Source organism: Cupriavidus mimosae, assembly GCF_023952485.1.
In the GTDB taxonomy this organism is placed as follows: Bacteria; Pseudomonadota; Gammaproteobacteria; order Burkholderiales; family Burkholderiaceae; genus Cupriavidus; species Cupriavidus taiwanensis_C.
This window is the reverse complement of sequence record NZ_JALHRY010000004.1, coordinates 313467-336199: the sequence shown is the minus strand read 5'-3', so window position 1 is coordinate 336199 and position 22733 is coordinate 313467. Positions and strand designations below refer to the sequence as shown.

The window sequence follows — 22733 nt, the reverse complement described above, 5'->3', positions numbered from 1 at the left end:
CCATGCCACACCTGTTCGATACCCTGATCCGCTGCGTCACGCTGATCGACGGCTCCGGCGCGGCCGCGCGCCTGGCCGACGTGGCCTTGCGCGATGGCCGCATCGCCCGCATCGATGCCCCCGGCGCGATCGACCCCGATGCGGCCGCGCACGTGGTCGAAGGCGATGGCCTGGTGCTCGCACCCGGCTTTATCGACGTGCATACGCATGACGACACCAACGTGGTGCGCCAGCCGGAGATGACGCCCAAGCTGTCGCAGGGGGTGACCACGGTGGTGGTCGGCAATTGCGGCATCAGCGCCGCGCCGGTCACGCTGGCAGGCGATCCGCCCGACCCGATGAACCTGCTCGGCCATGCCGATGCCTTCCGCTATCCGGACTTCAAGGCCTATGTCGATGCGGTCGAGGCCGCGCAGCCCGCGGTCAATGTCGCCGCGCTGGTCGGCCATACCGCGCTGCGCAGCAACCATATGGACCGCTTCGACCGCGCCGCCACGCCGCAGGAAATCGAGGCGATGCGCGCGCAGCTGGAAGAAGCGCTGCGGCACGGCGCGCTGGGCCTGTCGACCGGCCTGGCCTATGCCAACGCCTTCAGCGCGCCGACCGAGGAAGTGCTGGCGCTGGCCGAACCGCTGGCCAAGGCTGGCGCGCTCTACGCCACGCACTTGCGCAGCGAGTTCGCCGAGATCCTCGAGGCCATGGACGAGGCCTTCCGCATCGGCCGCCATGCGCGCGTACCGGTGGTGATCTCGCACCTGAAATGCGCCGGCGTGGCCAACTGGGGCCGCAGCACCGAAGTGCTGGACGCGCTCGACGGCGCGCAGCGCTGGCAGCCGGTAGGCTGCGACTGCTACCCCTACACCGCCAGCTCGTCCACGCTGGACCTGAAACAAGTCACCGGCGACTTCGACATCATGGTGACCTGGTCCGAAGGCGCGCCGGAGATGGGCGGACGCCTGCTCGCCGACATCGCCGCCGAATGGCAGGTCGACCTGCACGAAGCCGCGCGCAGGCTGATGCCCGCCGGCGCGGTCTACCACTGCATGGAAGACGCCGACGTCGACCGCATCCTGAGCCATCCGGCCACGGTGGTCGGTTCGGACGGGCTGCCCAACGACCCGCTGCCGCACCCGCGCCTGTGGGGCGCGTTCCCGCGCGTGCTGGGCCACTATGCGCGCGACCGCGAGCTGTTCCCGCTGACCGTGGCCGTCAACAAGATGACCGGCATGTCGGCCGAGCGCTTCGGCCTGCACCAGCGCGGCTTCGTGCGCGAAGGCTATTGGGCCGACCTGGTGCTGTTCGACGCCGCCACCATCCGCGACGCCGCCAGCTTTACCGATCCCATGCAACCGGCCGAGGGCATTGCCTCGGTCTGGGTCAACGGCGAGCTGTCATGGCAGCAGCGCCAGGGCACCGGCGTGCGCGCCGGCCGGTTCCTGCCCCGCGGTGCGGACTGACCCGCACGCACCGCCGCTTCCCACCCCTATCCAACTCACTCCAGGAGTATCCATGGACATCAAACGATTCGGCGTCGAAGGCGGCACCGGTACCGGCGGCCAGCACATGCCCTTTGCCCGCGCGGTCGCGGCCGATGGCTGGCTCTACGTCTCCGGCCAGGTGCCGATGGTCAACGGCGAGGTCATCGACGGCGGCATCGTGCCCCAGACCCACCAGGCCATCAAGAACGTGCTGGCGATCCTGGCCGAGGCCGGTTACGGCCCCGAGCATGTCGTGCGCTGCGGCGTATGGCTGGACGACACCCGCGACTTCGCCTCGTTCAACAAGATCTTCAAGGAATACTTCGGCGCCAACCCGCCCGCGCGCGCCTGCGTGCAGTCGAGCATGGTGGTCGACTGCAAGGTCGAGGTCGACTGCATCGCCTACAAGAAGCCGGCAGCCTGAGCCGGCTGCCTGCCTGATTCACTGCTTCGCCACTGTTTGCTCCCCTCTCCCGCACGCGGGAGAGGAGCCGGGGGAGAGGGCCGGCGCCATCACAAGGTGAGTCGCCAAAGTGCTTGCCACGCATGTCCTCTTCCCCACCGACTCTCCCGCACTGGGAGAGAAACAAGAAAGCCAAACCTCTGCTGCCGCCACAAGCGGCTCTTTTCCACGCAAGGAGACAATATGGGTGCCGTCACCGGAACCACGCTCTTGGTGTATGCGCTGATCGCAGTGATCGCACTGGTGGTGCTGATCGCGCGCTACAAGCTCAACCCCTTCATTACCCTGGTGGTCGTCTCGGTGCTGCTCGGCTTTGCCGTGGGCATGCCGATGAGCGAGATCGTCAAGTCCTTTGAAGCCGGTGTCGGCGGCACCCTCGGCCATATCGCGCTGGTGGTGGGACTGGGCACCATGCTCGGCAAGATGATGGCCGAGTCCGGCGGCGCCGAGCGCATCGCCAACACGCTAATCGATTTCTTCGGCGCGAAGAACGTGCATTGGGCCATGGCCACCATCGCGTTCATCGTCGGCCTGCCGGTGTTCTTCGAAGTGGGTTTCGTGCTGCTGGTGCCGATCGCCTTCAACGTCGCCAAGCGCACCGGGACGTCGATGGTGCTGGTCGGCATCCCGATGGTGGCAGGACTGTCGGTGGTGCACGGCCTGATCCCGCCGCATCCGGCAGCGCTGCTGGCGGTGACCGCATACGGCGCAGATATCGGCAAGACCATCATGTACGCGCTGATCGTGGGCATTCCCACCGCGGCGCTGGCAGGCCCGCTGTTCGCCCGGCTGATGGACCGCTACGTCAAGCTGCCCGAATACAACCCGCTGGCCGAGCAGTTCACCGAAGAGGATGAGCGCGTCAAGGAATCGCACGAGCTGCCGGGCTTTGGCATCACGGTGTTCACCATCCTGTTGCCGGTGGTGCTGATGCTGATCGGCAGCTGGGCCGACCTGTTCACCACGCCCAAGACCTTCGCCAACGATTTCCTGAAGCTGATCGGCAACTCGGTGATGGCGCTGCTGATCGCCGCGCTGGTGAGCTTCTACACCTTCGGCAAGGCGCGCGGCTTTAATCGCGAGACCATCCTCAAGTTCACCAACGAGTGCGTGGCGCCCACCGCCATCATCACGCTGGTGGTCGGTGCCGGCGGCGGCTTCGGCCGCATCCTGCGCGACTCGGGCATCTCCACCGCGATCGTCGACGTCGCCACCGGCGCCAATGTCTCGGTGCTGGTGCTGGGCTGGCTGGTTGCGGTGATGATCCGCATCGCCACGGGCTCGGCGACCGTTGCCATGACCACCGCAGCGGGCATCGTCGCGCCGATTGCCGCCAGCGTGCCCGGCACCCGCCCGGAACTGCTGGTGCTGACCACCGGCGCCGGCTCGCTGATCCTGTCGCACGTGAACGACGGCGGCTTCTGGCTGGTCAAGGAGTACTTCAACATGACCGTGGCCCAGACCTTCAAGACCTGGTCGGTCTGCGAAACCATCATCTCGGTGGTCGCGCTGCTGCTAACGCTGGGCCTTGCCACGCTGATCTGACGACGGACCGTGACCGGGGGCCACGCCGCGGAGGCTCCGGCACCAGGCCTGCCCGGCCCGGAATGCGACATCTCTCATCGACGCCCTGGTACCGGCAGCCAATACTGCAAGCGTGTCGGCAGCATCCGGACCGCGAGCGATTGCGGCCTTGCCCTGATTCCGTTTTTGATGCATATTGTCATCAAACCTGATTCAAGGAGCCTGCGATGCGCACGACTGTCACGATCGATGACGCTCTGTATGAACAAGCACTGGAGATGGCGGACCCCGGCATGGACAAGGCAGACCTGTTTCGCGAGGCAATCAAGACATTCGTTCGGGTGCAGGCCGCCAAGCGCCTCGCGGCCCTCGGCGGCGCAGCGCCCGGCATGCAGGACGTACCGCGCCGCAATCCCGAACCCGACGTCAAATGAACGTGCTCGTCGACACCTCGGTGTGGGTGGGCCATTTCCGGCAGCGCAATGACGCCCTCATCCGCCTCATGGAGGCGGACCAGGTGCTGACCCATCCCCTGGTTGTGGCCGAACTGGCCTGCGGCACGCCACCGGCGCCGCGGGCGCAGACGCTCGGCGACATCGGGTTGCTGCAGGCCGCCAGGCAGGCAACGCTGGGAGAAGTCATCGCGCTGGTGGAGCGCGAGCAACTGTATGGGCTGGGCTGCGGCCTGGTGGATGTCACCTTGCTGGCTTCGACCCTGATCACCCCCGGTGCCCGCCTCTGGACGCTGGACCAGCGCCTGAGCGCCTTGTCCGTCCGGTTTGGCGTGGGATATCGTCCTCGCCTGCACTAGGGATTGCGCCGCGCACGCAACGGTTTACACGGCCGGGCTCAACGCCTAAGGTCAACCAGTCAGTGACTCGCCGGGAACCCCCATGTCGATCGACCGTCGCTCATTCCTCGGCCTGGCCGCCGGACTGGCCGCCACCGGGATCGGTCCAGCGCCGCCGGCCCATGCCGCCACCGTTGCGGCGCCCCTGCGCCGCACCATTCCCGGCACCACCGAAGCCCTGCCCGTGATCGGCATGGGCACCGCCGACACCTTCGACGTCGGCACCGGCCCCGATGAGCGCAAGCCCCTGGCGGAGGTCATGGGTCTGTTGCTGCAGACCGAAGGCTCGGTGATCGACACCGCGCCCAGCTACGGCAGCGCCGAAGCCGTGACCGGCGATCTGCTGCGCGCGGCCAATGCGCGCAACCGGGTCTTCCTCGCCACCAAGATCTCGGCCCGTTCCGGCACGCCGGCGCAGGCGCAATGGGAACGGTCGCTGGCCGACCTGCAGGTCGACAAGGTCGACCTGCTGCAGATCCACAACCTGATCGACTGGCAGGGCAACCTGCGCTGGCTGCGCCAGCTGAAGGAACAGGGCCGCATCCGCTACCTGGGCATCACCCATTACCGCGACGACGCCCACGAGGCGCTGGAGAGGATCGTGCGCGCCGAGCGTGTGGATTTCGTCCAGATCAACTACTCCGTGGGCGAGCGCAATGCCGAGCGCACGCTGCTACCGCTGTGCGAGGCGCGCGGCGTGGCGGTGCTGGTCAACCGGCCATTCCAGGACGGCCGCCTGTTCCGCGTGGTCAAGGACCGCGCGCTGCCGCCATGGGCCGGCGACATTGACTGCGGCTCATGGGGCCAGCTGTTCCTCAAATTCGTCGTCAGCCATCCGGCCGTGACCGCCGCGATCCCGGCCACCTCCAAGCCGCGCAACATGGCCGACAACCTCGGCGCCGCGCTCGGCCGCATGCCCGATCCCGGCCAGCGCGAGCGCATCGCGGCGCTGCTGCGCTGAGCCGCCCCGCCGTGGATAAGCCCGCTCGCGACGCATCCACCGGTGGCCTGGCCCGCCTGCGGCACGGCTTCGGCGTGCGCAGCGGCGAAGGCGGCGCCGTGGTGGCCGGCTTCCTGTTCTTCTTCTGCCTGTTCGCCAGCTACTTCATGCTGCGTCCGGTGCGCGAAACCATGGGCATCGCCGGCGGCGTAAAAAACCTGCAATGGCTGTTCACCGCCACCTTTGTCGTAATGCTGGTAGCGATCCCGCTCTACGGCGCGGTCTGCGCCTGGCTGCCGCGGCGCCGCTTCGTGCCCTGGGTCTATGCCTTCTTCATTGCCAACCTGCTGGCCTTTGCGATGGCCACGCGCGTCCTGCCCGACAACGTCTGGCTGGCGCGCGTGTTCTACGTGTGGCTATCCGTGTTCAACCTGTTCGTGGTGTCGGTGGCCTGGAGCCTGATGGCCGATGTGTTCCGGCCCGAGCAGGCGCGCCGCCTGTTCGCACTGCTGGCCGCCGGCGCCAGCGCGGGCGGACTGGCCGGGCCGGTGCTGGGCGGCTGGCTGGTGTCCCACATCGGCCTGACCGGCCTGATGCTGCTGTCGGCCGCCCTGCTGGCCGCCACGCTGCCAGGCGTGGGCTGGCTGTTCGGCTGGCGCCGCCGTGCCGGCGCCGGCGTAGAGCCGCCGGACCAGGCTGTTGCCCGCGCGGAGCAGGATCCGGCCGATCCGATCGGCGGCGGGTTGCTGGCCGGGCTTTCGTTGCTGCTGCGCTCGCGCTATCTGCTCGGCATCGCCCTGTTCGTGATTCTGCTGGCCACCGCCAGCACCTTCCTCTACTTCGAGCAGGCCCGGCTGGTCGCCGAGGCCTTCCCCGAGCGCACCCGCCAGACCCAGGTGTTCAGCGCGCTGGATGCCGTGGTGCAGGCGCTGACCATCCTGGTACAGCTGTTCTTCACCGGCCGCATGGCGCGCCGCTATGGCGTCACGGTGCTGCTGACCGCGGTGCCGCTGGCCGTTGCCGCTGGCTTCGTCGTGCTGGCGCTGCTGCCCACCTTCGGCGTGCTGGCCGGCGTCATGATCCTGCGGCGCGTCGGTGAATACGCGCTGCTGCGCCCGGGCCGCGAGATGCTGTTCACCGTGGTCGATGCCGAGACCAAGTACAAGGCCAAGAACGTCATCGACACCGCCGTCTACCGCGCGGGCGATGCGGTCAGCGCCTGGGTCAAGACCGCGATCGATGCACTGTCCGGTCATCCGGCGACGGTGGCATTGGCGGGCGCGTTGCTCGCGGTGGGCTGGGCGGGCCTCGGCTGGTGGCTGGGGCGACGGCATGCGGGCCAGCTTGAGCCGGCAGATGCCAGCCGTGGCCATGCGGCGCGCAATGTGCCGGCACGCTAGCCTCACCATCAAGGGTTTTCCCGGTTGACGCCCCCCCCTGCGAAGTCATACATTGGCCTCGCAGATCCAGATAGAGACCATCTGTAAGATGGTCTCTTCGCGCCTTGCGGTTGCCGCGGCCTCTTACAGAACAAGTAAAAGGAGACCGCCGTGCAATCCTCTGCGATCAAGCTTCGTGGCATCGATGATGTCATTGCCTACATCGATTCCTGCCCCGGGATACGCGGCAGGGCCGGTGTGATCTGGTGGCTCGCCCTGGGCGGGCTGTTCCTCGACGCATTTTCCAATTCCGCGCTGAGCGCGGGCCTCGGGCCGATGACGCGCGACCTCCAGCTCGCGCCCGCCAGGGTTGCGCTGCTGACGTCGTTTGCATCGTGGGTGGCCATTGCCTTCAATCCGATCGGCGGCTGGATGGCCGACCGCTGGGGCCGTGTCCGTCCGCTGATCCTGGCCAAGATCCTGGCGGTGGCCGGCGCGCTGCTGGTGGTGTTTGCGCCCGGATTCGAGGTGATCCTGGCCGGGCGCTTCTTTGTCGGCGCGGCCTATGGCATCGACTTTGCCATCGCCATGGCCGTGCTGGCGGAGTTCACGCCGGTAAAGCTCAAGAGCCGGCTGAACACATGGCAGGGCATGTGGTACACGGCCGTCTGCGCCAACCTGCTGCTGGCGCTGCTGTTCTACTCGTGGGACGTCGGCGATGCGATCTGGCGTTACTCGGTCGCCGCCACAGCGGTGTTCGGTGTTGCCATCCTGCTGCTGCAGGCCTTGTTCCTGGTCGAAAGCCCGACCTGGCTGGCGCGCAAGGAGCGGCTCGAGGCCGCCGCCACCGCCATGACGCGCATCTACGGGCGCGCCTTCGTTGCCGCGCCGCCGGCGGAGCGGATCCGCGTCCTCAACCAGGCGCGCCGCGGCCTGGCCAACGTGCTGCTGATCTTCCGCGGCACCTATCTGCCGCGCACCGTTCTCGCGGCCGCCGTGCAGATCGGGCAGTCGATCCAGTATTTCGCGATCGGCTGGTACCTGCCGCTGATCAGCGCCGCGCTGTTCGGCAAGGACTTCGTCTACGCGACCATCGGCGCGCTGGTGTTCAACGTATGCGGCATTGTCGGCGGCTTCCTGTCGCCGCTGGTCGGCCGCACGCTGGGCCTGCGCCGCGCCTCGGCATTCGGCTTCGCGGCGGTGTTCGCCATGCTGCTGATCCTGGGGCTGTTCAACGGCAAGATGCCGATGTGGGTGGCCGTGGTGGTGCCGTCGCTGTTCATCCTGTTCCACTCTGCCGGGCCCGGCGCCAATGGCAAGAGCCTGTCGTCGCTGTCGTTCCGCAGCGAACTGCGCGCGGGCGCCAACGGCATCATCGGCGCGCTTGGCGCCATCGGCGCGGCGCTGGGCCTGCTGGTGTTCCCGCTATTCCGCGCGCAGTACGGGCTGGAAACCACTTTCCTGATCCTGTCCGTGGTGCCGCTGCTGGCCAGCCTGGTCTGCTTTTCGATCCGCTGGGACCCGACCCGTACCACGATCCATCCCGACAACGAAGCGGATGCGCCGCAGTTCAAGGGCGATATCGCCGACGCGTCCGCCCTGATGCATCCCGTCATCGAAAAGGCCCGGCCATGACCCAGCGCAGCGACGTCATCCTTGCGATCGATGAAGGCACCTCGGGCACGCGGGCCGCGGTGGTGTCTGCCGACGGCCATGTGCAGTGCCTTCATTACGCCACGCTCGAGATCCACAGTCCGTGCCCCGGCGTGGTGGAGCAGGACGCCAACGCCTTGCTCGAGCGCACCCTGGCAGTTTGCCGCGCCACGCTGTTGCAGGCGGCCGGCGAAAACCTGAACGTCGTCGCCCTCGCCGTCGCCACCCAACGCGCCACCGCGGTGCTGTGGGATACCGGCACCGGGCGCGCGCTGGTACCCGCGATGGTGTGGCAGGACACGCGCTATGCGGCGGAACTCAACCAACTTGCGCCGGCATGGGACCCGATCCTGCGCCAGACCGTCGGTCGCCCGACCGGCGTTCGCTCGCCATACCTGTGGGCCGCACGGCACCTGCGCGACACACCTGGGGTAGCCGAAGCGTTCCGTGCGGGCAGGCTCGCCTTCGGCACCATCGACACCTGGCTGCTTTGGCACTTGTCGACAGCGCGCGCGTGCCTGACCACGCCGACCAATGCCACGTCATGCAATGCCTACGTGCTGACGGGACACCGCTACCAGCTGGACTGGGTCGATGCGCTCGGCTTCCCGCGCGAACTGCTGCCGGAACTGCGCCAGGACGCGGACGATTTCGGTCGCACCCGGCCCGAGGTGCTCGGCATCAACGTGCCGATCCTGGCTTGTGCCGGTGACCAGCTCGCCGGCGCCATCGGCCTGGGATGCCTCGATCCCGGGCAGGCGATGTGCCTGCATGGCACCGGCAGCTTCGTCGACCTGATCGTCGGTCCGCAGCTGCCCGCACGCACCGGCATGTCGGACGGCACCCTGACCATGACGGCGCGCCGGCAACAGGGCATATCGCATTTCTCGGTCGAGACCTTCGTCGCGACCACCGGCTCGGCACTCGACTGGTTCTGCGGCAAGCTGGGCTGGTTCGACAACGCCAGGCAGATCAGCGCGCTCGCCGGCACGGTGGCGTCGGCGCGCGGCGTGACCTTTATCCCGGCGCTGACCGGCCTGCGCGTGCCGCGCATGCAGCCCGAGGCGCGCGCAGCGCTGAGCGGCATCTCGATGGCAACGACGCGCGCCGAGATGGCCTTTGCCATCCTGGAAGGCATTGCGCAGTCCGTCGCCTCATGCATCGACGCCAACCAGGACATTGCCGGCGTGCCGGTGTCGGCGCTGGTGGTTGGCGGCGGCTTGTCCGGCAGCGACGCGCTGCTGCAGATGCAGGCCGACCTCAGCGGCATTCCCGTCCAGCGCATGAAAGAAACTGACCGCGCCACCCTGCGCGGCATCGCCTGCCTTGCCGGCGCTTCGGGCCTGTTGTGGGACTCGATGCAGCAGGCGCGCGCGACTACCACGCCCGAGGCGGTATTCGAGCCGGCAATCAGCGCCGATCAGCGTGCCCAGCGGCGCGCGCACTGGCAGGCACGCGTGGCCTCCGAACTCGACCATGCCGATGCGCTCGCGGCCAGGCCGGCCGCGATGCGCACCCAGACCCATTAACCAGGAGCAACCACAGACATGGTGATTTTTCCCTCCCGCAGCGCGAACCGCGAGCGTGCCGCCATGACCGGCACGGAGCCGTTGCGGCTGGTACGCGCAGACCTGCTCGACCGCCTGGGCACGGATGCATTCGACATCCTCGTGGTCGGGGGCGGCGTCACCGGCGCCTACGCCGCGCTCGATGCCAGCCTGCGCGGCTATCGCGTGGCGCTGGTCGAAAAGAGCGACTTCGCCGCGGGGACCTCGTCCAAGTCGTCGAAGATGGTGCACGGCGGCCTGCGCTATATCGAACAGGGCAACCTTGGCCTGGTGCGCCATTCGCTGCTCGAGCGCCAGCGCCTGCGCCGCAACGCGCGCCACCTGGTGCAACGGCTGCCGTTTCTGTTCCCGGTGATGGAGCGCAACGGCGTCTTCGACAAGCGCTTGGCCAAGGCCTTCGAGAGCCTGCTGTGGACCTATGACTTGGCCGGCGGATGGCGCGAGGGCATCCTGCACCAGAAGCTGACCAAGGCGGAGGTGCTGTCCCACTGCCCGACCTTCAACGAGGAACACCTGACCGGCGGCTACCTTTACTTCGACGCGCGCGTCGACGATGCCCGCCTGACGCTGAACCTGGCGCGTACCGCGGCGTTCCACGGCGCGGCCGTGCTCAACCATGCCACCGTCACCGCGATCACGCGCAACGGGCACGGCAAGGCGGATGGCGCCATCGTCCATGCCGGCGAGCGCGAGATCCGCGTGCGCGCGGGCGTGGTCATCATGGCCACCGGGGTCTGGCTGCGCGACTGGACCGGCCGCAATCCGGGCGAAGCCAGGACGCTGCATATACGCCCGGCCAAGGGCGTCCACATTGCCATCCCGTGGCTGAAGATCCGCAACGACTGCACCGTGACGATCCCGGTACCGGGCCGCAGCCGCCGCGCCACCATCACGCGCTGGGGCAATGTGTCCTACCTCGGGACCACCGACGAAGACTATGACGGCGACCTCGACAACGTGCTGTGCACGCGCCAGGAACTGGATTTCCTGCTCGAGGGCGCGCGCTCCGCGCTCAAGGTCGACCTCTCGCCGCAGGACGTGGTGGGCAGTATCGCCGGGTGCCGCCCGCTGGTGGCTCCGCCCGGCGGCAAGACCCTGGAAATCCGGCGCGACCATGAAATCCATACCGCGCACGACGGGCTCGTGACCATTGTCGGCGGCAAGCTCACCACCTCGCGCCACATGGCCGAACAAACCATCGACGCGGCGCAGAAGGTGATCGGCAAACGCGGCAAGTGCCGGACCCGATCGGCCTATCTGCTCGGCGCGGCCGGCTATGATCCGCAGGCGATCGTCGCGTCCGGCGGCATGGCCGCGCACCTGGGCGAGCGCTATGGCACCGAAGCCCGCTTCGTCAGCGACATCCTGCAGGCCGATCCCGCCCTCGCCAGGCCGATCGTCGAGGGCCTGCCCTATACCGAAGCCGAGATCGTCTATGCCGCGCGCCACGAGCTGGCCGGCACGGTCGACGACGTCCTGTCACGACGCATCCGCGCGCGCCTGATGGCGCGCGATGCCTCCGCCCGCGCCGCGGCACGGGTGGGCCAGATCCTTCAGGCCGAACTGGGCCTGTCCGAAGCCGCCGTGGCGCAGCAGGTCAGCCAATACCTCGCCGCCGTCGCGCACGAAAAATCCGTCCTCATGGGAGACTCAGCATGATCAGCAAAGAAGCCATCAAACGCGGCTACAACCGCGGCCACTACGTCATCGGCGCCCATACCCCGCCCGGGTACGCGGCGAATATCCGCGACACCCCGGACGCGCCCGGCCTGCAGCGCGATGCGGTCGTGGTCAGCGCCGCAGATCTCGTGGCCCTGCGCGAGGTGGCCGACGAAGTGCTGACCGCAACCGCCGACGTGGTGGCATGGACCCGTGACTGGTGGGCCGGCTCCATGATCACCGAGACCGCCGGCAAGCCCCCCACGCCGCGCGCTGTCATCGTGCGCGTGTCCTCCGTCGAACAGGTGCAGGCCGTCATGCGCATCGCCAGCGCGGGCGCCATTCCGGTCACCGTCTCGGCCGGACGCAGCAACGTGACCGGGGCTGCCTTGCCCGTGCGCGGCGGCATCGTGCTCGACGTGTGCGCGCTCAACCGCCTGATCGGGATCGACAAGGAGAGCCAGATCGTCGAGGTCGAAGCCGGCATGTTCGGCGACATCTTCGAGCAGACCGTGCAGCGCGAATTCGGCATGACCATGGGCCACTGGCCGTCGTCGTACGCGATCAGCACGGTTGGCGGATGGGTGGCCTGCCGCGGCGCCGGGCAGCTGTCCACGCGCTACGGCAAGATCGAAGACATGGTGTTCGGCATGGACGTGGTGCTGGCCGACGGCAGCCTGGTCACCGTGGGCGGCTACTCGCGCGCGGCCGTGGGCCCGGACCTGCAGCAGCTGTTCATCGGCTCCGAGGGCATGCTGGGCGTAATCGTGCGCGTGCGCCTGAAGCTGCATCGCCTGCCAGACTACGGGCGCGCCATCGCCTATGGCTTCAGCAGCTTCGCGATCGGCCTGGATGCCTGCCGCGAGATCATGCAGCGCGGCGCCAACCCCGCCGCGCTCCGCCTGTATGACGCGCTCGAAAGCGGGGTCCAGTTCGGCCTGCCCGACACCAATGTGCTGCTGGTCGCCGACGAGGGTGCGCGCGAGATGGTCGATGCCGTGATGACCATCAGCGAACGCGTGTGCCGGGAACTGGGCGAGGAACTCGACAGCGCCGCCATCTTCGAGCGCTGGCTCGACACGCGCTACCTGACCGGCAAGAGTGCCGAGGGCTTCAAGCGCAGCCCAGGCTTTGTCGCCGACACGCTGGAAATGTGCGGACCCTGGCGCGACCTGGCTGCGATCTACGCCGACGTGGTCAAGGCAATCAATGCCGTGCCGGGCACACTGGCCGGCTCCGCGCACCAGTCGCATGCCTACGTCGACGGTGCCTGCCTGTACTTCTCCTTGCGCGGCGAGGTGGCGGTGGAGGACCGTCAGAAGTGGTATCGCCAGGCGTGGGATGCCGCCAATGCGGTGCTGATCCAATACAATGCGGCACTGAGCCACCACCACGGGATCGGGCTGCTACGTGCACCCTACATGGCGTCGTCGCTGGACACGGCGCTCCCGCTGCTGGCGGCGGTCAAGCAGGCACTTGACCCGCAGCATCTCCTGAACCCCGGCAAGCTGGGTCTCGGCGACCGGCTCGCCAATGAAGCAAAGTAATCCGCATGGACAGGTCCCTCGGTGCGCGCCTGACGCGGCATCCCGTCATCGGCACGCTCTACGGTGTCGACCAGATCGACGCCATCCTCGCAAGCGTCGCCGAAGTCTGCATCGTCGCCAACGTCGAATTGCGCAAGCTGCAGCGCGTGATCGCGACGCTGGCCGGCGCCGGCAAGTATGTCATCGTCAATATCGACAGCTGCGAGGGCCTGTCGCAGGACAAGGGCGGCGTCGAATACCTTGCCGACATCGGGGTGACCAGCCTGGTCTCCACACGCGTGGCCACCATCCAGCGCGCCAATCGCGCCGGCATGGTGACGATGCAGAAGGTCTTCGTCACCGACCGTTCCACCTGGCCGCGCAGCGTCAAGGCGCTCGAGCAGAGCGACCCGAACCTGGTGCAGCTGATGCCGGCACCGATGCTGTCGCACCTGCCGCAAGCGGACCGCAAGGCGCTGCCGCCGATCGTGACCTCGGGCTTTGTCTGCAACCGCGACGATATCCGCGACGCGCTTGCACATGGCGCCGTCGCGGTCTCGACCAGCGACCGCAAGCTGTGGAGCCTGGACGCGAAGGCGCTCAAGCCGTGAAAGCCCCGTCGCAGCTCCCGGCCCCGGCGGGGCTTCGCTGACCGCTGATCGGCCAAAGCTGCCCTGCCACCGCTGGAAGATCGTATAGTCATGTCCTCGGCCAGGGCTTGCCGGCTTGCGCTGCGTTCGACGCCGCGCCGCCCCGCAAGCCGCCCCATATTCCTGATCCCGGAGGACCTCCCCATGAAAACCAAAGCCGCCATCGCCTGGAAAGCCGGCGCCCCTCTGACCATCGAAGACGTCGACCTTGACGGCCCGCGCGCCGGCGAAGTGCTGGTGGAAGTGAAGGCCACCGGCATCTGCCACACCGATTACTACACGCTGTCCGGGGCCGACCCGGAAGGCATTTTCCCGGCGATCCTGGGCCATGAGGGTGCCGGCATCGTCACCGATGTCGGCCCAGGCGTGACCTCGCTCAAGCCCGGCGACCACGTAATTCCCCTGTACACGCCGGAATGCCGCCAGTGCAAGTTCTGCCTGTCGCGCAAGACCAACCTGTGCCAGGCCATCCGCGCCACCCAGGGCAAGGGCCTGATGCCGGACGGCACCTCGCGCTTCTCGATCGACGGCAAGCCCATCTTCCACTACATGGGCACCTCCACCTTCGCCAACCACATCGTGGTGCCGGAGATCGCGCTGGCGAAGATCCGCCCGGATGCGCCCTTCGACAAGGTCTGCTACATCGGCTGCGGCGTCACCACCGGCGTGGGCGCGGTGCTGTTCACCGCCAAGGTCGAGGCCGGCGCCAACGTGGTCGTGTTTGGCCTGGGCGGCATCGGCCTGAACGTGATCCAGGCGGCGAAGATGGTGGGCGCCGACAAGATCATCGGCGTCGACCTGAATCCGGCGCGCGAGGCGATGGCGCGCAAGTTCGGCATGACCCACTTCATCAACCCCAAGGATGTCGACAACGTGGTCGACCACATCATCCAGCTCACCGACGGCGGCGCGGACTACTCGTTCGAATGCATCGGCAACACGCAGGTCATGCGCCAGGCGCTGGAGTGCTGCCACAAGGGCTGGGGCAAGTCGATCATCATCGGCGTGGCCGAGGCCGGCGCGGAGATCTCGACGCGTCCGTTCCAGCTGGTGACGGGGCGCGAGTGGAAAGGCTCCGCCTTCGGCGGCGCGCGCGGCCGCACCGACGTGCCGAAGATCGTCGACTGGTACATGGAAGGCAAGCTCAATATCGACGACCTGATCACGCACACGCTGCCGCTGGAGCGCATCAACGAGGGCTTCGACCTGATGAAGCGCGGCGAGTCGATCCGTTCCGTGGTGCTGTACTGAGGGCGGCCCCAACATGGAACTGATCTCGCAACACGGCTGCCACGGCGGGGCGCAGCGTTTCTATCGCCATGACTCGGTGGCGGTCGGGCTGCCGATGCGTTTCTCGGTCTACCTGCCGCCGCAGGCGCAGGCCGGCGCACGGGTGCCGGTGCTGTTCTACCTGGCCGGCCTGACCTGCACCGAAGAGACCTTCATGATCAAGGCCGGCGCGCAGCGGTTTGCCGCCGAGCACGGCCTGATGCTGGTGGCACCGGATACCAGCCCGCGCGGCGCGGGCCTGCCGGGCGAAGCGGATGCCTGGGACTTCGGCGTGGGGGCGGGTTTCTATGTCGATGCCACCGAGGCGCCGTGGCACAAGCACTGGCGCATGGAAAGCTACGTCGCCGAAGAACTGTTCGAACTGGTAACCAGCGCGTTGCCGGGCGATGCCGCGCGCGTCGGCATCTTCGGGCATTCGATGGGCGGGCACGGTGCGCTGGTGCTGGCGCAGCGCCATCCCCAGCGCTTCCGCTCGGTCTCGGCGTTCGCGCCGATCGCCGCGCCGTCGCGCTGCCCGTGGGGCGAAAAGGCCTTTACCGGCTACCTCGGCAGCGACCGCGCCGCCTGGGCGCAGTATGACGCGAGCGAGCTGATGGCACGCCAGCCGGGTGCGCCGTTCCCGGCCGGCATCCTCGTCGACCAGGGCCTGGACGACCAGTTCCTGCAGAGCCAGCTGCATCCGGATGCATTCGCCGCGGCCTGCCAGGCCGTGGGCCAGCCGCTGACGCTGCGCCGGCACAGCGGCTACGACCACGGCTACTACTTCATCACCAGCTTTATCGCCGACCACATCCGGCACCACGCCACGCAGCTGTAGCCGCGCACTCAGCCTTCCGCGACGCGGCGGTAGGCTCCCGGGCGCGATCCGGTCCAGCGCCGGAAGGCCCGGTGGAACGCGCCGGGCTCGGCAAAGCCGAGTTCGGCCGCGATATCGGCGACCGGGCGACCGGAATGGCTGAGCGCCTCGATCGCCAGGTCGCGCCGCAGCGCATCCTTCAGGTCCTGGTAGCTCACGCCCTCCTCCATCAGCCGGCGCCGCAATGACGATGCCGACAGGTTCAGGCTGACGGCCAGGTCTTCGAAGGTCGGCCATTGATCCGGACGCTGGTTGCGCAGCAGGCGGCGCACGCGCGCCCCCATGCTGCTGCGGTCCGAATACTTGACCACCACGTTGTGCGGCGCATCGCGCAGGAACGCCTTCAGGCTGCGCTCGTCCTGGCGCACCGGCTGGTCCAGCAGCGCCGCGTCGAACACCAGCGCCGTAGCCGGCTGCGCGAAGGCCAGCTGGCGCGAATACATGACGCGATACTCCGCGCTGTACTGCGGTTCGGCATAGGCGAACGCCGCCAGCCGCACCGGCACGCGCCGCCGCAGCAGCCAGCTCATCAGGCCATGCAGCATGATCAGCATGGTCTCCTGCGCAAACACGCCGGGCTGCCGCCCCAGGTGCGCGCCCGGCGCGGTCAGCACCAGCGCGGCCTCGTCGCCATGGCGCTCCAGCCGCACGCCGATATCGTCGAGCAGCAGCCGGAAGTACCGCGTGATGCGCTCCAGCGCCTGCGCCAGCGTGCGGCTGCCCGCCACCGCATGGCACAGCATGGCAAAGCTGCCGCACTTCATGCTGCGCGAATCCTGGCCGAAGAACTCGTCATCCAGCGCCGCCGCCACCGCCAGCCACAGCTCGCTGTAGCTGGCAGCCGAAACCCGCGCCTGCGGCACCGTCAGCAGCGCCGGCGCAATCCCGGCGCTGCGCAGCACCGGATCGGGGTCGATGCCGCGCGCGCGCAGCCCCGCAATGGCGTGGTGGACGAAACAGATGGCGACACTGCCTTTTTCCATGGCGCTGGCGGGTGGCAAACGAGTTCACGAAGATTGGCGGATTTTGGCATAGGAGCCGGCCCCGGGCGTTCCTACACTGCCCCCAGGTCAAACGCCGAGCGCGCATTCTGCCTGAGTTGCAGCGCGGCTCCAAACGCCAACCCAATCTGCCATGCACAGCGACTACACCGAAGAGCAAACCATGATCCGCGACAGCGCGCGCGCCTTTGCCACCGAGCGGCTGGCCGGCGGCGCCGCGCAATGGGACCGCGACGGCCGCCTTCCCGACGAGATCGTCGCCGAAATGGGCGCGCTGGGATTGCTGGGCATGATCGTGCCCGAGGAATGGGGCGGCACCTATACCGATTACGTCGCCTACGCGCTCGCCATCGAAGAGATTGCCGCCGGCTGCGCCGCCTGCGCGACCATGATGAGCGTGCACAACTCGGTCGGCTGCGGGCCGATCCTGCACTACGGCACCGATGCGCAGAAAGAGCGCTACCTGGCACGGCTGGCCAGCGGCGAGCTGATCGGCGCGTTCTGCCTGACCGAACCGCAGGCCGGCTCCGAGGCGCACAACCTGCGCACCCGCGCCCGCTTCACCGACAACGGCTGGGTGCTCAACGGCAGCAAGCAGTTCGTCACCAACGGCCAGCGCGCGGGCGTGGCGGTGGTGTTTGCCGCCACCGAACCGGAACGCGGCAAGAAAGGCATCTCGGCATTCCTGGTGCCCACCGACACGCCAGGTTTTATCGTCCACGCCCCGGAAAAGAAGCTGGGCATCCGTGCCTCGGACACCTGCGCCATCACGCTGGAAGACTGCGTGGTCCCGCACGACGCGCTGCTGGGCGAGCCCGGCGAGGGCCTGCGCATTGCGCTGTCCAACCTGGAGGGCGGACGCATCGGCATCGCCGCACAGGCAATCGGCATCGCCCGCTCGGCCTTCGAGGCCGCATGCCGCTACGCGTCCGAGCGCATCCAGTTCGGCCGGGCGCTGCGCGAGCATCCTCCCATCGCCAACATGCTGGCCGACATGGCCACCGAACTGAATGCCGCGCGGCTGCTGGTGCATCGCGCCGCGCGCATGCGCAGCGAGGGGGTGCCGTGCCTTTCCGAAGCCTCGCAGGCCAAGCTGTATGCGTCGGAACTGGCCGAGCGCGTGTGCTCCAAGGCGCTGCAGATCCACGGCGGCTATGGCTACCTTGAAGACTATCCGGTCGAGCGCCATTACCGCGACGCCCGCATTACCCAGATCTACGAAGGCACCAGCGAGATCCAGCGCATGCTGATCGCGCGCAGCCTCTGACCCTCTTCCCTTGCACAACAACATCCTCCGGAGACAACCATGACTGCCGTGCCCAACACCGCCACTGCCGCGCCGACCGTTCCGCTGCTGATCAACGGCGAATGGGTGGACTCGTCCGCCACTGAATTCCGCAACGTGGTCAACCCCGCGACGCAGGAAGTGCTGGCGCGCGTGCCGCTTGCCACCGCCAGCGAAGTCGCGGCAGCCGTGGGCGCCGCGCACCGCGCCTTTGCCACCTGGCGCCACACCCCGATCGGCGCGCGGCTGCGCATCATGCTGCGCTTCCAGGCGCTGATCCGCGAGCACAGCAAGCGCATCGCCGCGATCCTGACCGCCGAGCAAGGCAAGACCCTGGCCGATGCCGAAGGCGACATCTTCCGCGGGCTGGAGGTGGTCGAGCACGCCTGCTCCATCGGCACGCTGCAGCAAGGCGGCTTCGCCGAGAACGTCGCCGCCACCGTCGACACCTACACGCTGCAGCAGCCGATCGGCGTCTGCGCCGGCATCACCCCGTTCAACTTCCCGGCGATGATCCCGCTGTGGATGTTCCCGATGGCGATCGTGTGCGGCAATACCTTCGTGCTCAAGCCGTCCGAGCAGGATCCGCTGTCGACCATGGAGCTGGTCAAGCTGGCGCTGGAAGCCGGCGTGCCGCCGGGCGTGCTGAACGTCGTCCACGGCGCCAAGGACGTGGTCGACGCGCTGTGCACGCACCCGGACATCAAGGCGGTGTCGTTCGTCGGTTCCACCGCCGTCGGCACCCACGTCTACAACCTCGCCGGCGCGCACGGCAAGCGCGTGCAGTCGATGATGGGCGCCAAGAACCACGCGGTGGTGCTGCCCGACGCGCACAAGGAACAGACCCTGAATGCCCTGGCGGGCGCCGGCTTCGGCGCGGCCGGCCAGCGCTGCATGGCCACGTCCGTGGTGGTGCTGGTGGGCGCGGCGCGTGACTGGGTGCCCGACCTGGTAGCGCGCGCCAAGTCGCTCAAGGTCGGCGCCGGCGCCGAGCCGAGCACCGATGTCGGTCCGGTGGTTTCGGTCGCGGCCAAAGAGCGCATTCTCGGCCTGATCGCCGCCGGCGAGCGCGAAGGCGCCACGCTGGTGCTGGACGGTCGCGGCGTGGAAGTCCCGGGATATCCGCAGGGCAACTTCATCGGCCCGACCATCTTCACCGACGTGAAGACCGACATGTCGATCTACACCGAAGAGATCTTCGGACCCGTGCTGGTGGTGATCAGCGTCGACACGCTGGACGACGCCATCGCGCTGGTCAACCGCAACCCGTTCGGCAACGGCACCGGTGTGTTCACGCAGAGCGGCGCCGCGGCGCGCAAGTTCCAGAGCGAGATCGACGTCGGCCAGGTTGGCATCAACATCCCCATCCCGGTGCCGGTGCCCTATTTCAGCTTCACGGGCTCGCGCGGCTCCAAGCTGGGCGACCTGGGGCCGTACGGCAAGCAGGTGGTGCAGTTCTACACGCAGACCAAGACGGTGACGGCGCGCTGGTTTGACGACGCCACGGTGAATGATGGGGTGAATACGACGATCAGCCTGAAGTAAGGGTTCATCGCCGCAGCGCTCTCCATCCCGCCGGTTGGCTCCCCTCTCCCGCTTGCGGGAGAGGGGTTGGGGGAGAGGGCAGGCGCTGGCAGTACTGCCACAACAACACACCGCTGCATGCGAATGCCAGATGGCATTGGACTGCAGCAGTAGCCACTTGATCCTCCCGCCCTCACCCCCGCCCCTCTCCCGCAAGCGGGAGAGGGGAGAAAACACGCGGGACGCGAACAACCGTAGCAAGGAGACACCCATGCATATCGCCTTCATCGGCCTGGGCAACATGGGCGCGCCCATGGCGCGCAACCTGCTCAAGGCCGGTCACACGCTGACCGTATTCGACCTGAACGCCGCCGCGGTGGCATCGCTGTGCGCCGAGGGCGCGGGCAGCGCCGACTCGGCGCGCAAGGCGGTGGCCGAGGCGGAATTCGTCATCACCATGCTGCCGGCGGCCGCCCATGTACGCAGCGCCTACCTTGGCGAAGACGGCGTGCTCGCCGGCGTGCGGCCCGGCGTGCCGCTGGTCGACTCCAGCACCATCGACCCCGCCACCGTGCGTGAACTGGCCGCCGCGGCCGAGGCCCACGGCAATGCGCTGGCCGATGCGCCGGTGTCCGGCGGCACCGTCGGCGCGCAGGCCGGCACGCTGACCTTCATGGTCGGCGCCAGCGAAGCGCTGTTCGCGCAGGTGCGCCCCGTGCTGGCCGGCATGGGCCGCAACCTGGTCCACTGCGGCGGCACCGGCACCGGCCAGGTCGCCAAGATCTGCAATAACCTGATCCTGGGCATCTCCATGATCGGCGTCTCCGAAGCGATGGCGCTGGGTGTCAAGCTCGGCATCGATGCCAATGTGCTGGCGGGCATCGTCAATACCTCCACCGGCCGCTGCTGGGCTTCCGATACCTGCAACCCATGGCCCGGCGTGATCGAAACCGCGCCGGCCGGCCGCGGCTACAGCGGCGGCTTTGGCGCCGACCTGATGCTCAAGGACCTGGGCCTGGCCAATGACGCTGCGCGCAGCGTGAAGCAGCCGCTGTTCCTGGGCGCGCTGGCGCAGCAGGTCTACCAGGCCGTGAGCCACGCCGGCGACGGCCATCTCGACTTCTCCGGCGTGATCCGCCAGTACCTGTCCGCCGCGGACAAGGAGCACCAGCAATGATCGAGTTTGCCCTGCACGGCCACGTCGCCACGCTGACGCTGAGCCGCCCGCCCGCCAACGCGTTCACCGCCGAAGGCCTGCAACAGTTGCGCGAGCTGGTGGCACGGATCGATGGCAACCCGGAAGTCCGCGCCGTGGTCATCACCGGAGCCGGCGAAAAATTCTTCAGCGCCGGCGCCGACCTGAACGGCTTTGCCGAAGGCGACCGCGCCCACGCGCGCGTGATGGCGCAGCAGTTCGGCAGCGCCTTCGAAGCGCTGCAGAATGCGCGTCCGGTGGTGATTGCCGCGATCAACGGCTATGCCATGGGCGGCGGGCTGGAATGCGCGCTGGCCTGCGATATCCGCATTGCCGAGGAGCAGGCGCAGATGGCGCTGCCCGAAGCCGCCGTGGGGCTGCTGCCGTGCGGCTGCGGCACGCAGACGCTGCCGTGGCTGGTGGGCGAAGGCTGGGCCAAGCGCATGATCCTGACCAACGAGCGCGTCGACGCGGCCACCGCGCTGCGCATCGGGCTGGTGGAGGAAGTCGTGCCGCGCGGCCAGGCCCTTGCCACCGCGCTGGCAATGGCCGAACGCGCCGGCAAGGTCAGCCCGCGTGCCGCCGCGCACAGCAAGCGGCTGGTACACCTGGCGCACCAGGGCGTGCCGCGCCAGGCCGCGCTGGCGCTGGAGCGCGAGCGCTTTGTCGACCTCTTCGACGATGCCGACCAGCGCGAAGGCGTCAACGCCTTCCTCGAGAAACGCGCGCCGCAATGGCGCAACGCCTAGGAGCGCGCCATGCGCCTGACCGAAGAAACCAAGGCCGCCAACCTGGATGTGGCTGAGCCGGAGGTGCTGTTCCAGGTAGTCAACGGCGTCGGCATCGCCACGCTGAACCGGCCGCGCCAGCTCAATGCCTTGTCGTACCCGATGATCGTTGCGCTGGGTGCGCAGGTCGATGCCTGGGCCGACGATGATGCCATCCGAGCGGTGGTGCTGCGGGGCGCGGGCCCAAAGGCCTTCTGCGCCGGCGGCGATATCCGCGCGCTGACCGACAGCTACCGCGACGGCACGCCGCTGCACCGGCGCTTCTTTATCGACGAATACACGCTGGACTACCGCCTGCACCGCTATCCCAAGCCGCTGGTGGCGATGATGGATGGCATCGTCATGGGCGGCGGCATGGGCCTGGCACAGGCCGCGCACCTGCGCCTGGTGACCGAGCGCTCGCGCGTGGCCATGCCCGAGACCGGCATCGGCCTGGTGCCGGATGTGGGGGCCAGCCACTTCCTGTCGAAGCTGCCGCTGCCGCTGGCGCTCTATCTGGGCCTGACCGGCGTGAGCATCGGCGCGGCCGACGCCTTGCTGTGCGGACTGGCCGATGCGGCGGTGGACAGCGCCACGCTGGCCGGGCTGGAGCAAACCCTTGCCGGCATCGAGTGGGGCCATGACACGCTCGCGGACCTGCGCCGTGCGCTGGTGCGCGAGCCCGTTGCCAGCGCCGCCGACGCTCCGCTGCTGCAAGTGCTGCCGGCCCTGCTGCAGCATTTCGCGGGACACGCCACGCTGCCGGAGATCCTGGCCGGCCTGGCTTGCCAGGACGACCCCGCCTACACCGCATGGGCCACCCGTACCATCGACGTGCTGCGCACCCGGTCGCCGCTGTCCGCGTGCGCCACGCGCGAGCTGCTGCTGCGCGGGCGCAGGATGGACCTGGCCGACTGCTTCCGCATGGAACTGGCGGTGGTGGTCAACACCTTCGCGCAAGGCGATTTCGTCGAGGGTGTACGCGCGCTGATCGTCGACAAGGACAACGCCCCGCGCTGGCGCGTCACCAGCTATGACGCGGTGGACGATGCCCAGGTCCAGGCGCTGTTGCGCCCGTGGTGGGCGCCGGGCGAGCAGCCGCTGGCCCTGCACCGCTGAGCGGAT

20 protein-coding genes are annotated in these 22733 nt (G+C 68.3%); 19 read left to right on the top strand and 1 reads right to left on the bottom strand.

Annotation, left to right across the window (positions count from 1 at the left end; all coding sequences use genetic code 11):
* Window positions 1–2: 2 nt before the first annotated feature.
* The 14 genes from MKD50_RS10110 to fghA all read left to right on the top strand — a co-directional run bounded on the left by MKD50_RS10110 (window position 3) and on the right by fghA (window position 15797).
* Complete coding sequence (locus MKD50_RS10110) at window positions 3–1457, top strand: N-acyl-D-amino-acid deacylase family protein (protein ID WP_252667045.1); 1455 nt, start codon at window positions 3–5, stop codon at window positions 1455–1457.
* 52 nt (window positions 1458–1509) lie between these two features.
* On the top strand, window positions 1510–1902 hold the full coding sequence (locus MKD50_RS10105; protein WP_012355941.1) for a RidA family protein: 393 nt from the start codon (window positions 1510–1512) through the stop codon (window positions 1900–1902).
* A gap of 222 nt (window positions 1903–2124) precedes the next feature.
* Window positions 2125–3486, top strand: coding sequence for a GntP family permease (locus tag MKD50_RS10100; protein WP_025581515.1), 1362 nt, complete (start codon window positions 2125–2127; stop codon window positions 3484–3486).
* A gap of 206 nt (window positions 3487–3692) precedes the next feature.
* Complete coding sequence (locus tag MKD50_RS10095; RefSeq protein ID WP_012355939.1) at window positions 3693–3899, top strand: type II toxin-antitoxin system VapB family antitoxin; 207 nt, start codon at window positions 3693–3695, stop codon at window positions 3897–3899.
* On the top strand, window positions 3896–4276 hold the full coding sequence (locus tag MKD50_RS10090) for a type II toxin-antitoxin system VapC family toxin (RefSeq protein WP_115700354.1): 381 nt from the start codon (window positions 3896–3898) through the stop codon (window positions 4274–4276). Before MKD50_RS10095 ends, MKD50_RS10090 begins: the two co-directional genes overlap by 4 nt.
* An 82-nt stretch (window positions 4277–4358) precedes the next feature.
* Window positions 4359–5276 (top strand): aldo/keto reductase, encoded by a 918-nt coding sequence (locus MKD50_RS10085; RefSeq protein WP_252667044.1) that lies wholly within the window; start codon window positions 4359–4361, stop codon window positions 5274–5276.
* An 11-nt stretch (window positions 5277–5287) separates the two neighbouring features.
* On the top strand, window positions 5288–6655 hold the full coding sequence (locus tag MKD50_RS10080; RefSeq protein WP_115700350.1) for an NTP/NDP exchange transporter: 1368 nt from the start codon (window positions 5288–5290) through the stop codon (window positions 6653–6655).
* A gap of 150 nt (window positions 6656–6805) precedes the next feature.
* Window positions 6806–8269, top strand: coding sequence for an MFS transporter (locus tag MKD50_RS10075; protein ID WP_115700349.1), 1464 nt, complete (start codon window positions 6806–6808; stop codon window positions 8267–8269).
* Window positions 8266–9816: an FGGY family carbohydrate kinase gene (locus tag MKD50_RS10070; protein ID WP_252667043.1), complete on the top strand. Its 1551-nt coding sequence runs from the start codon at window positions 8266–8268 to the stop codon at window positions 9814–9816. Before MKD50_RS10075 ends, MKD50_RS10070 begins: the two co-directional genes overlap by 4 nt.
* Before the next feature lie 18 nt (window positions 9817–9834).
* Window positions 9835–11514, top strand: coding sequence for a glycerol-3-phosphate dehydrogenase/oxidase (locus MKD50_RS10065; protein WP_252667042.1), 1680 nt, complete (start codon window positions 9835–9837; stop codon window positions 11512–11514).
* A complete protein-coding gene (locus MKD50_RS10060; RefSeq protein WP_252667041.1) occupies window positions 11511–13061 on the top strand; it encodes an FAD-binding oxidoreductase in 1551 nt (516 codons plus the stop codon). Before MKD50_RS10065 ends, MKD50_RS10060 begins: the two co-directional genes overlap by 4 nt.
* A 5-nt stretch (window positions 13062–13066) precedes the next feature.
* Window positions 13067–13651, top strand: a complete 585-nt coding sequence (locus MKD50_RS10055; protein ID WP_115700342.1) for a glycerol-3-phosphate responsive antiterminator — start codon at window positions 13067–13069, stop codon at window positions 13649–13651.
* Window positions 13652–13834: 183 nt separating this feature from the next.
* Window positions 13835–14941, top strand: coding sequence for an S-(hydroxymethyl)glutathione dehydrogenase/class III alcohol dehydrogenase (locus MKD50_RS10050; protein WP_115700340.1), 1107 nt, complete (start codon window positions 13835–13837; stop codon window positions 14939–14941).
* Window positions 14942–14954: 13 nt separating this feature from the next.
* Entirely contained in the window at window positions 14955–15797 is an 843-nt protein-coding gene (gene fghA / locus MKD50_RS10045) for an S-formylglutathione hydrolase (protein WP_115700338.1), read from the top strand.
* An 8-nt stretch (window positions 15798–15805) separates the two neighbouring features.
* Here fghA and MKD50_RS10040 read toward each other — a convergent pair whose 3' ends face one another.
* Window positions 15806–16819 carry an AraC family transcriptional regulator gene (locus MKD50_RS10040; RefSeq protein ID WP_252667040.1) on the bottom strand — a complete coding sequence of 338 codons (1014 nt, stop codon included), beginning with the start codon at window positions 16817–16819 and terminating at the stop codon, window positions 15806–15808.
* A gap of 151 nt (window positions 16820–16970) precedes the next feature.
* Here MKD50_RS10040 and MKD50_RS10035 point away from each other — a divergent pair, with 151 nt between their 5' ends.
* The 5 genes from MKD50_RS10035 (at window position 16971) to MKD50_RS10015 (ending at window position 22727) form a co-directional block, all read left to right on the top strand.
* Window positions 16971–18104: an acyl-CoA dehydrogenase family protein gene (locus MKD50_RS10035; protein ID WP_115664645.1), complete on the top strand. Its 1134-nt coding sequence runs from the start codon at window positions 16971–16973 to the stop codon at window positions 18102–18104.
* 39 nt (window positions 18105–18143) lie between these two features.
* Complete coding sequence (locus MKD50_RS10030) at window positions 18144–19667, top strand: CoA-acylating methylmalonate-semialdehyde dehydrogenase (RefSeq protein WP_252667039.1); 1524 nt, start codon at window positions 18144–18146, stop codon at window positions 19665–19667.
* Window positions 19668–19917: 250 nt separating this feature from the next.
* Window positions 19918–20823, top strand: coding sequence for a 3-hydroxyisobutyrate dehydrogenase (mmsB, locus tag MKD50_RS10025; protein ID WP_252667038.1), 906 nt, complete (start codon window positions 19918–19920; stop codon window positions 20821–20823).
* On the top strand, window positions 20820–21590 hold the full coding sequence (locus MKD50_RS10020) for an enoyl-CoA hydratase (RefSeq protein WP_252667037.1): 771 nt from the start codon (window positions 20820–20822) through the stop codon (window positions 21588–21590). Before mmsB ends, MKD50_RS10020 begins: the two co-directional genes overlap by 4 nt.
* Before the next feature lie 9 nt (window positions 21591–21599).
* Window positions 21600–22727, top strand: a complete 1128-nt coding sequence (locus MKD50_RS10015) for an enoyl-CoA hydratase/isomerase family protein (protein ID WP_252667036.1) — start codon at window positions 21600–21602, stop codon at window positions 22725–22727.
* Window positions 22728–22733: the final 6 nt, after the last annotated feature.

Excerpts from the sequence above, each read along its gene's own strand:
- MKD50_RS10110 (WP_252667045.1), top strand. The coding sequence starts at position 3 with ATGCCACACCTGTTCGATACCCTGATCCGCTGCGTCACGCTGATCGAC.
- MKD50_RS10105 (WP_012355941.1), top strand. The coding sequence starts at position 1,510 with ATGGACATCAAACGATTCGGCGTCGAAGGCGGCACCGGTACCGGCGGC.
- MKD50_RS10100 (WP_025581515.1), top strand. The coding sequence starts at position 2,125 with ATGGGTGCCGTCACCGGAACCACGCTCTTGGTGTATGCGCTGATCGCA.
- MKD50_RS10095 (WP_012355939.1), top strand. The coding sequence starts at position 3,693 with ATGCGCACGACTGTCACGATCGATGACGCTCTGTATGAACAAGCACTG.
- MKD50_RS10090 (WP_115700354.1), top strand. The coding sequence starts at position 3,896 with ATGAACGTGCTCGTCGACACCTCGGTGTGGGTGGGCCATTTCCGGCAG.
- MKD50_RS10085 (WP_252667044.1), top strand. The coding sequence starts at position 4,359 with ATGTCGATCGACCGTCGCTCATTCCTCGGCCTGGCCGCCGGACTGGCC.
- MKD50_RS10070 (WP_252667043.1), top strand. The coding sequence starts at position 8,266 with ATGACCCAGCGCAGCGACGTCATCCTTGCGATCGATGAAGGCACCTCG.
- MKD50_RS10065 (WP_252667042.1), top strand. The coding sequence starts at position 9,835 with ATGGTGATTTTTCCCTCCCGCAGCGCGAACCGCGAGCGTGCCGCCATG.
- MKD50_RS10060 (WP_252667041.1), top strand. The coding sequence starts at position 11,511 with ATGATCAGCAAAGAAGCCATCAAACGCGGCTACAACCGCGGCCACTAC.
- MKD50_RS10055 (WP_115700342.1), top strand. The coding sequence starts at position 13,067 with ATGGACAGGTCCCTCGGTGCGCGCCTGACGCGGCATCCCGTCATCGGC.
- MKD50_RS10050 (WP_115700340.1), top strand. The coding sequence starts at position 13,835 with ATGAAAACCAAAGCCGCCATCGCCTGGAAAGCCGGCGCCCCTCTGACC.
- fghA (WP_115700338.1), top strand. The coding sequence starts at position 14,955 with ATGGAACTGATCTCGCAACACGGCTGCCACGGCGGGGCGCAGCGTTTC.
- MKD50_RS10040 (WP_252667040.1), bottom strand. The coding sequence starts at position 16,819 with ATGGAAAAAGGCAGTGTCGCCATCTGTTTCGTCCACCACGCCATTGCG.
- MKD50_RS10035 (WP_115664645.1), top strand. The coding sequence starts at position 16,971 with ATGCACAGCGACTACACCGAAGAGCAAACCATGATCCGCGACAGCGCG.
- MKD50_RS10030 (WP_252667039.1), top strand. The coding sequence starts at position 18,144 with ATGACTGCCGTGCCCAACACCGCCACTGCCGCGCCGACCGTTCCGCTG.
- mmsB (WP_252667038.1), top strand. The coding sequence starts at position 19,918 with ATGCATATCGCCTTCATCGGCCTGGGCAACATGGGCGCGCCCATGGCG.
- MKD50_RS10020 (WP_252667037.1), top strand. The coding sequence starts at position 20,820 with ATGATCGAGTTTGCCCTGCACGGCCACGTCGCCACGCTGACGCTGAGC.
- MKD50_RS10015 (WP_252667036.1), top strand. The coding sequence starts at position 21,600 with ATGCGCCTGACCGAAGAAACCAAGGCCGCCAACCTGGATGTGGCTGAG.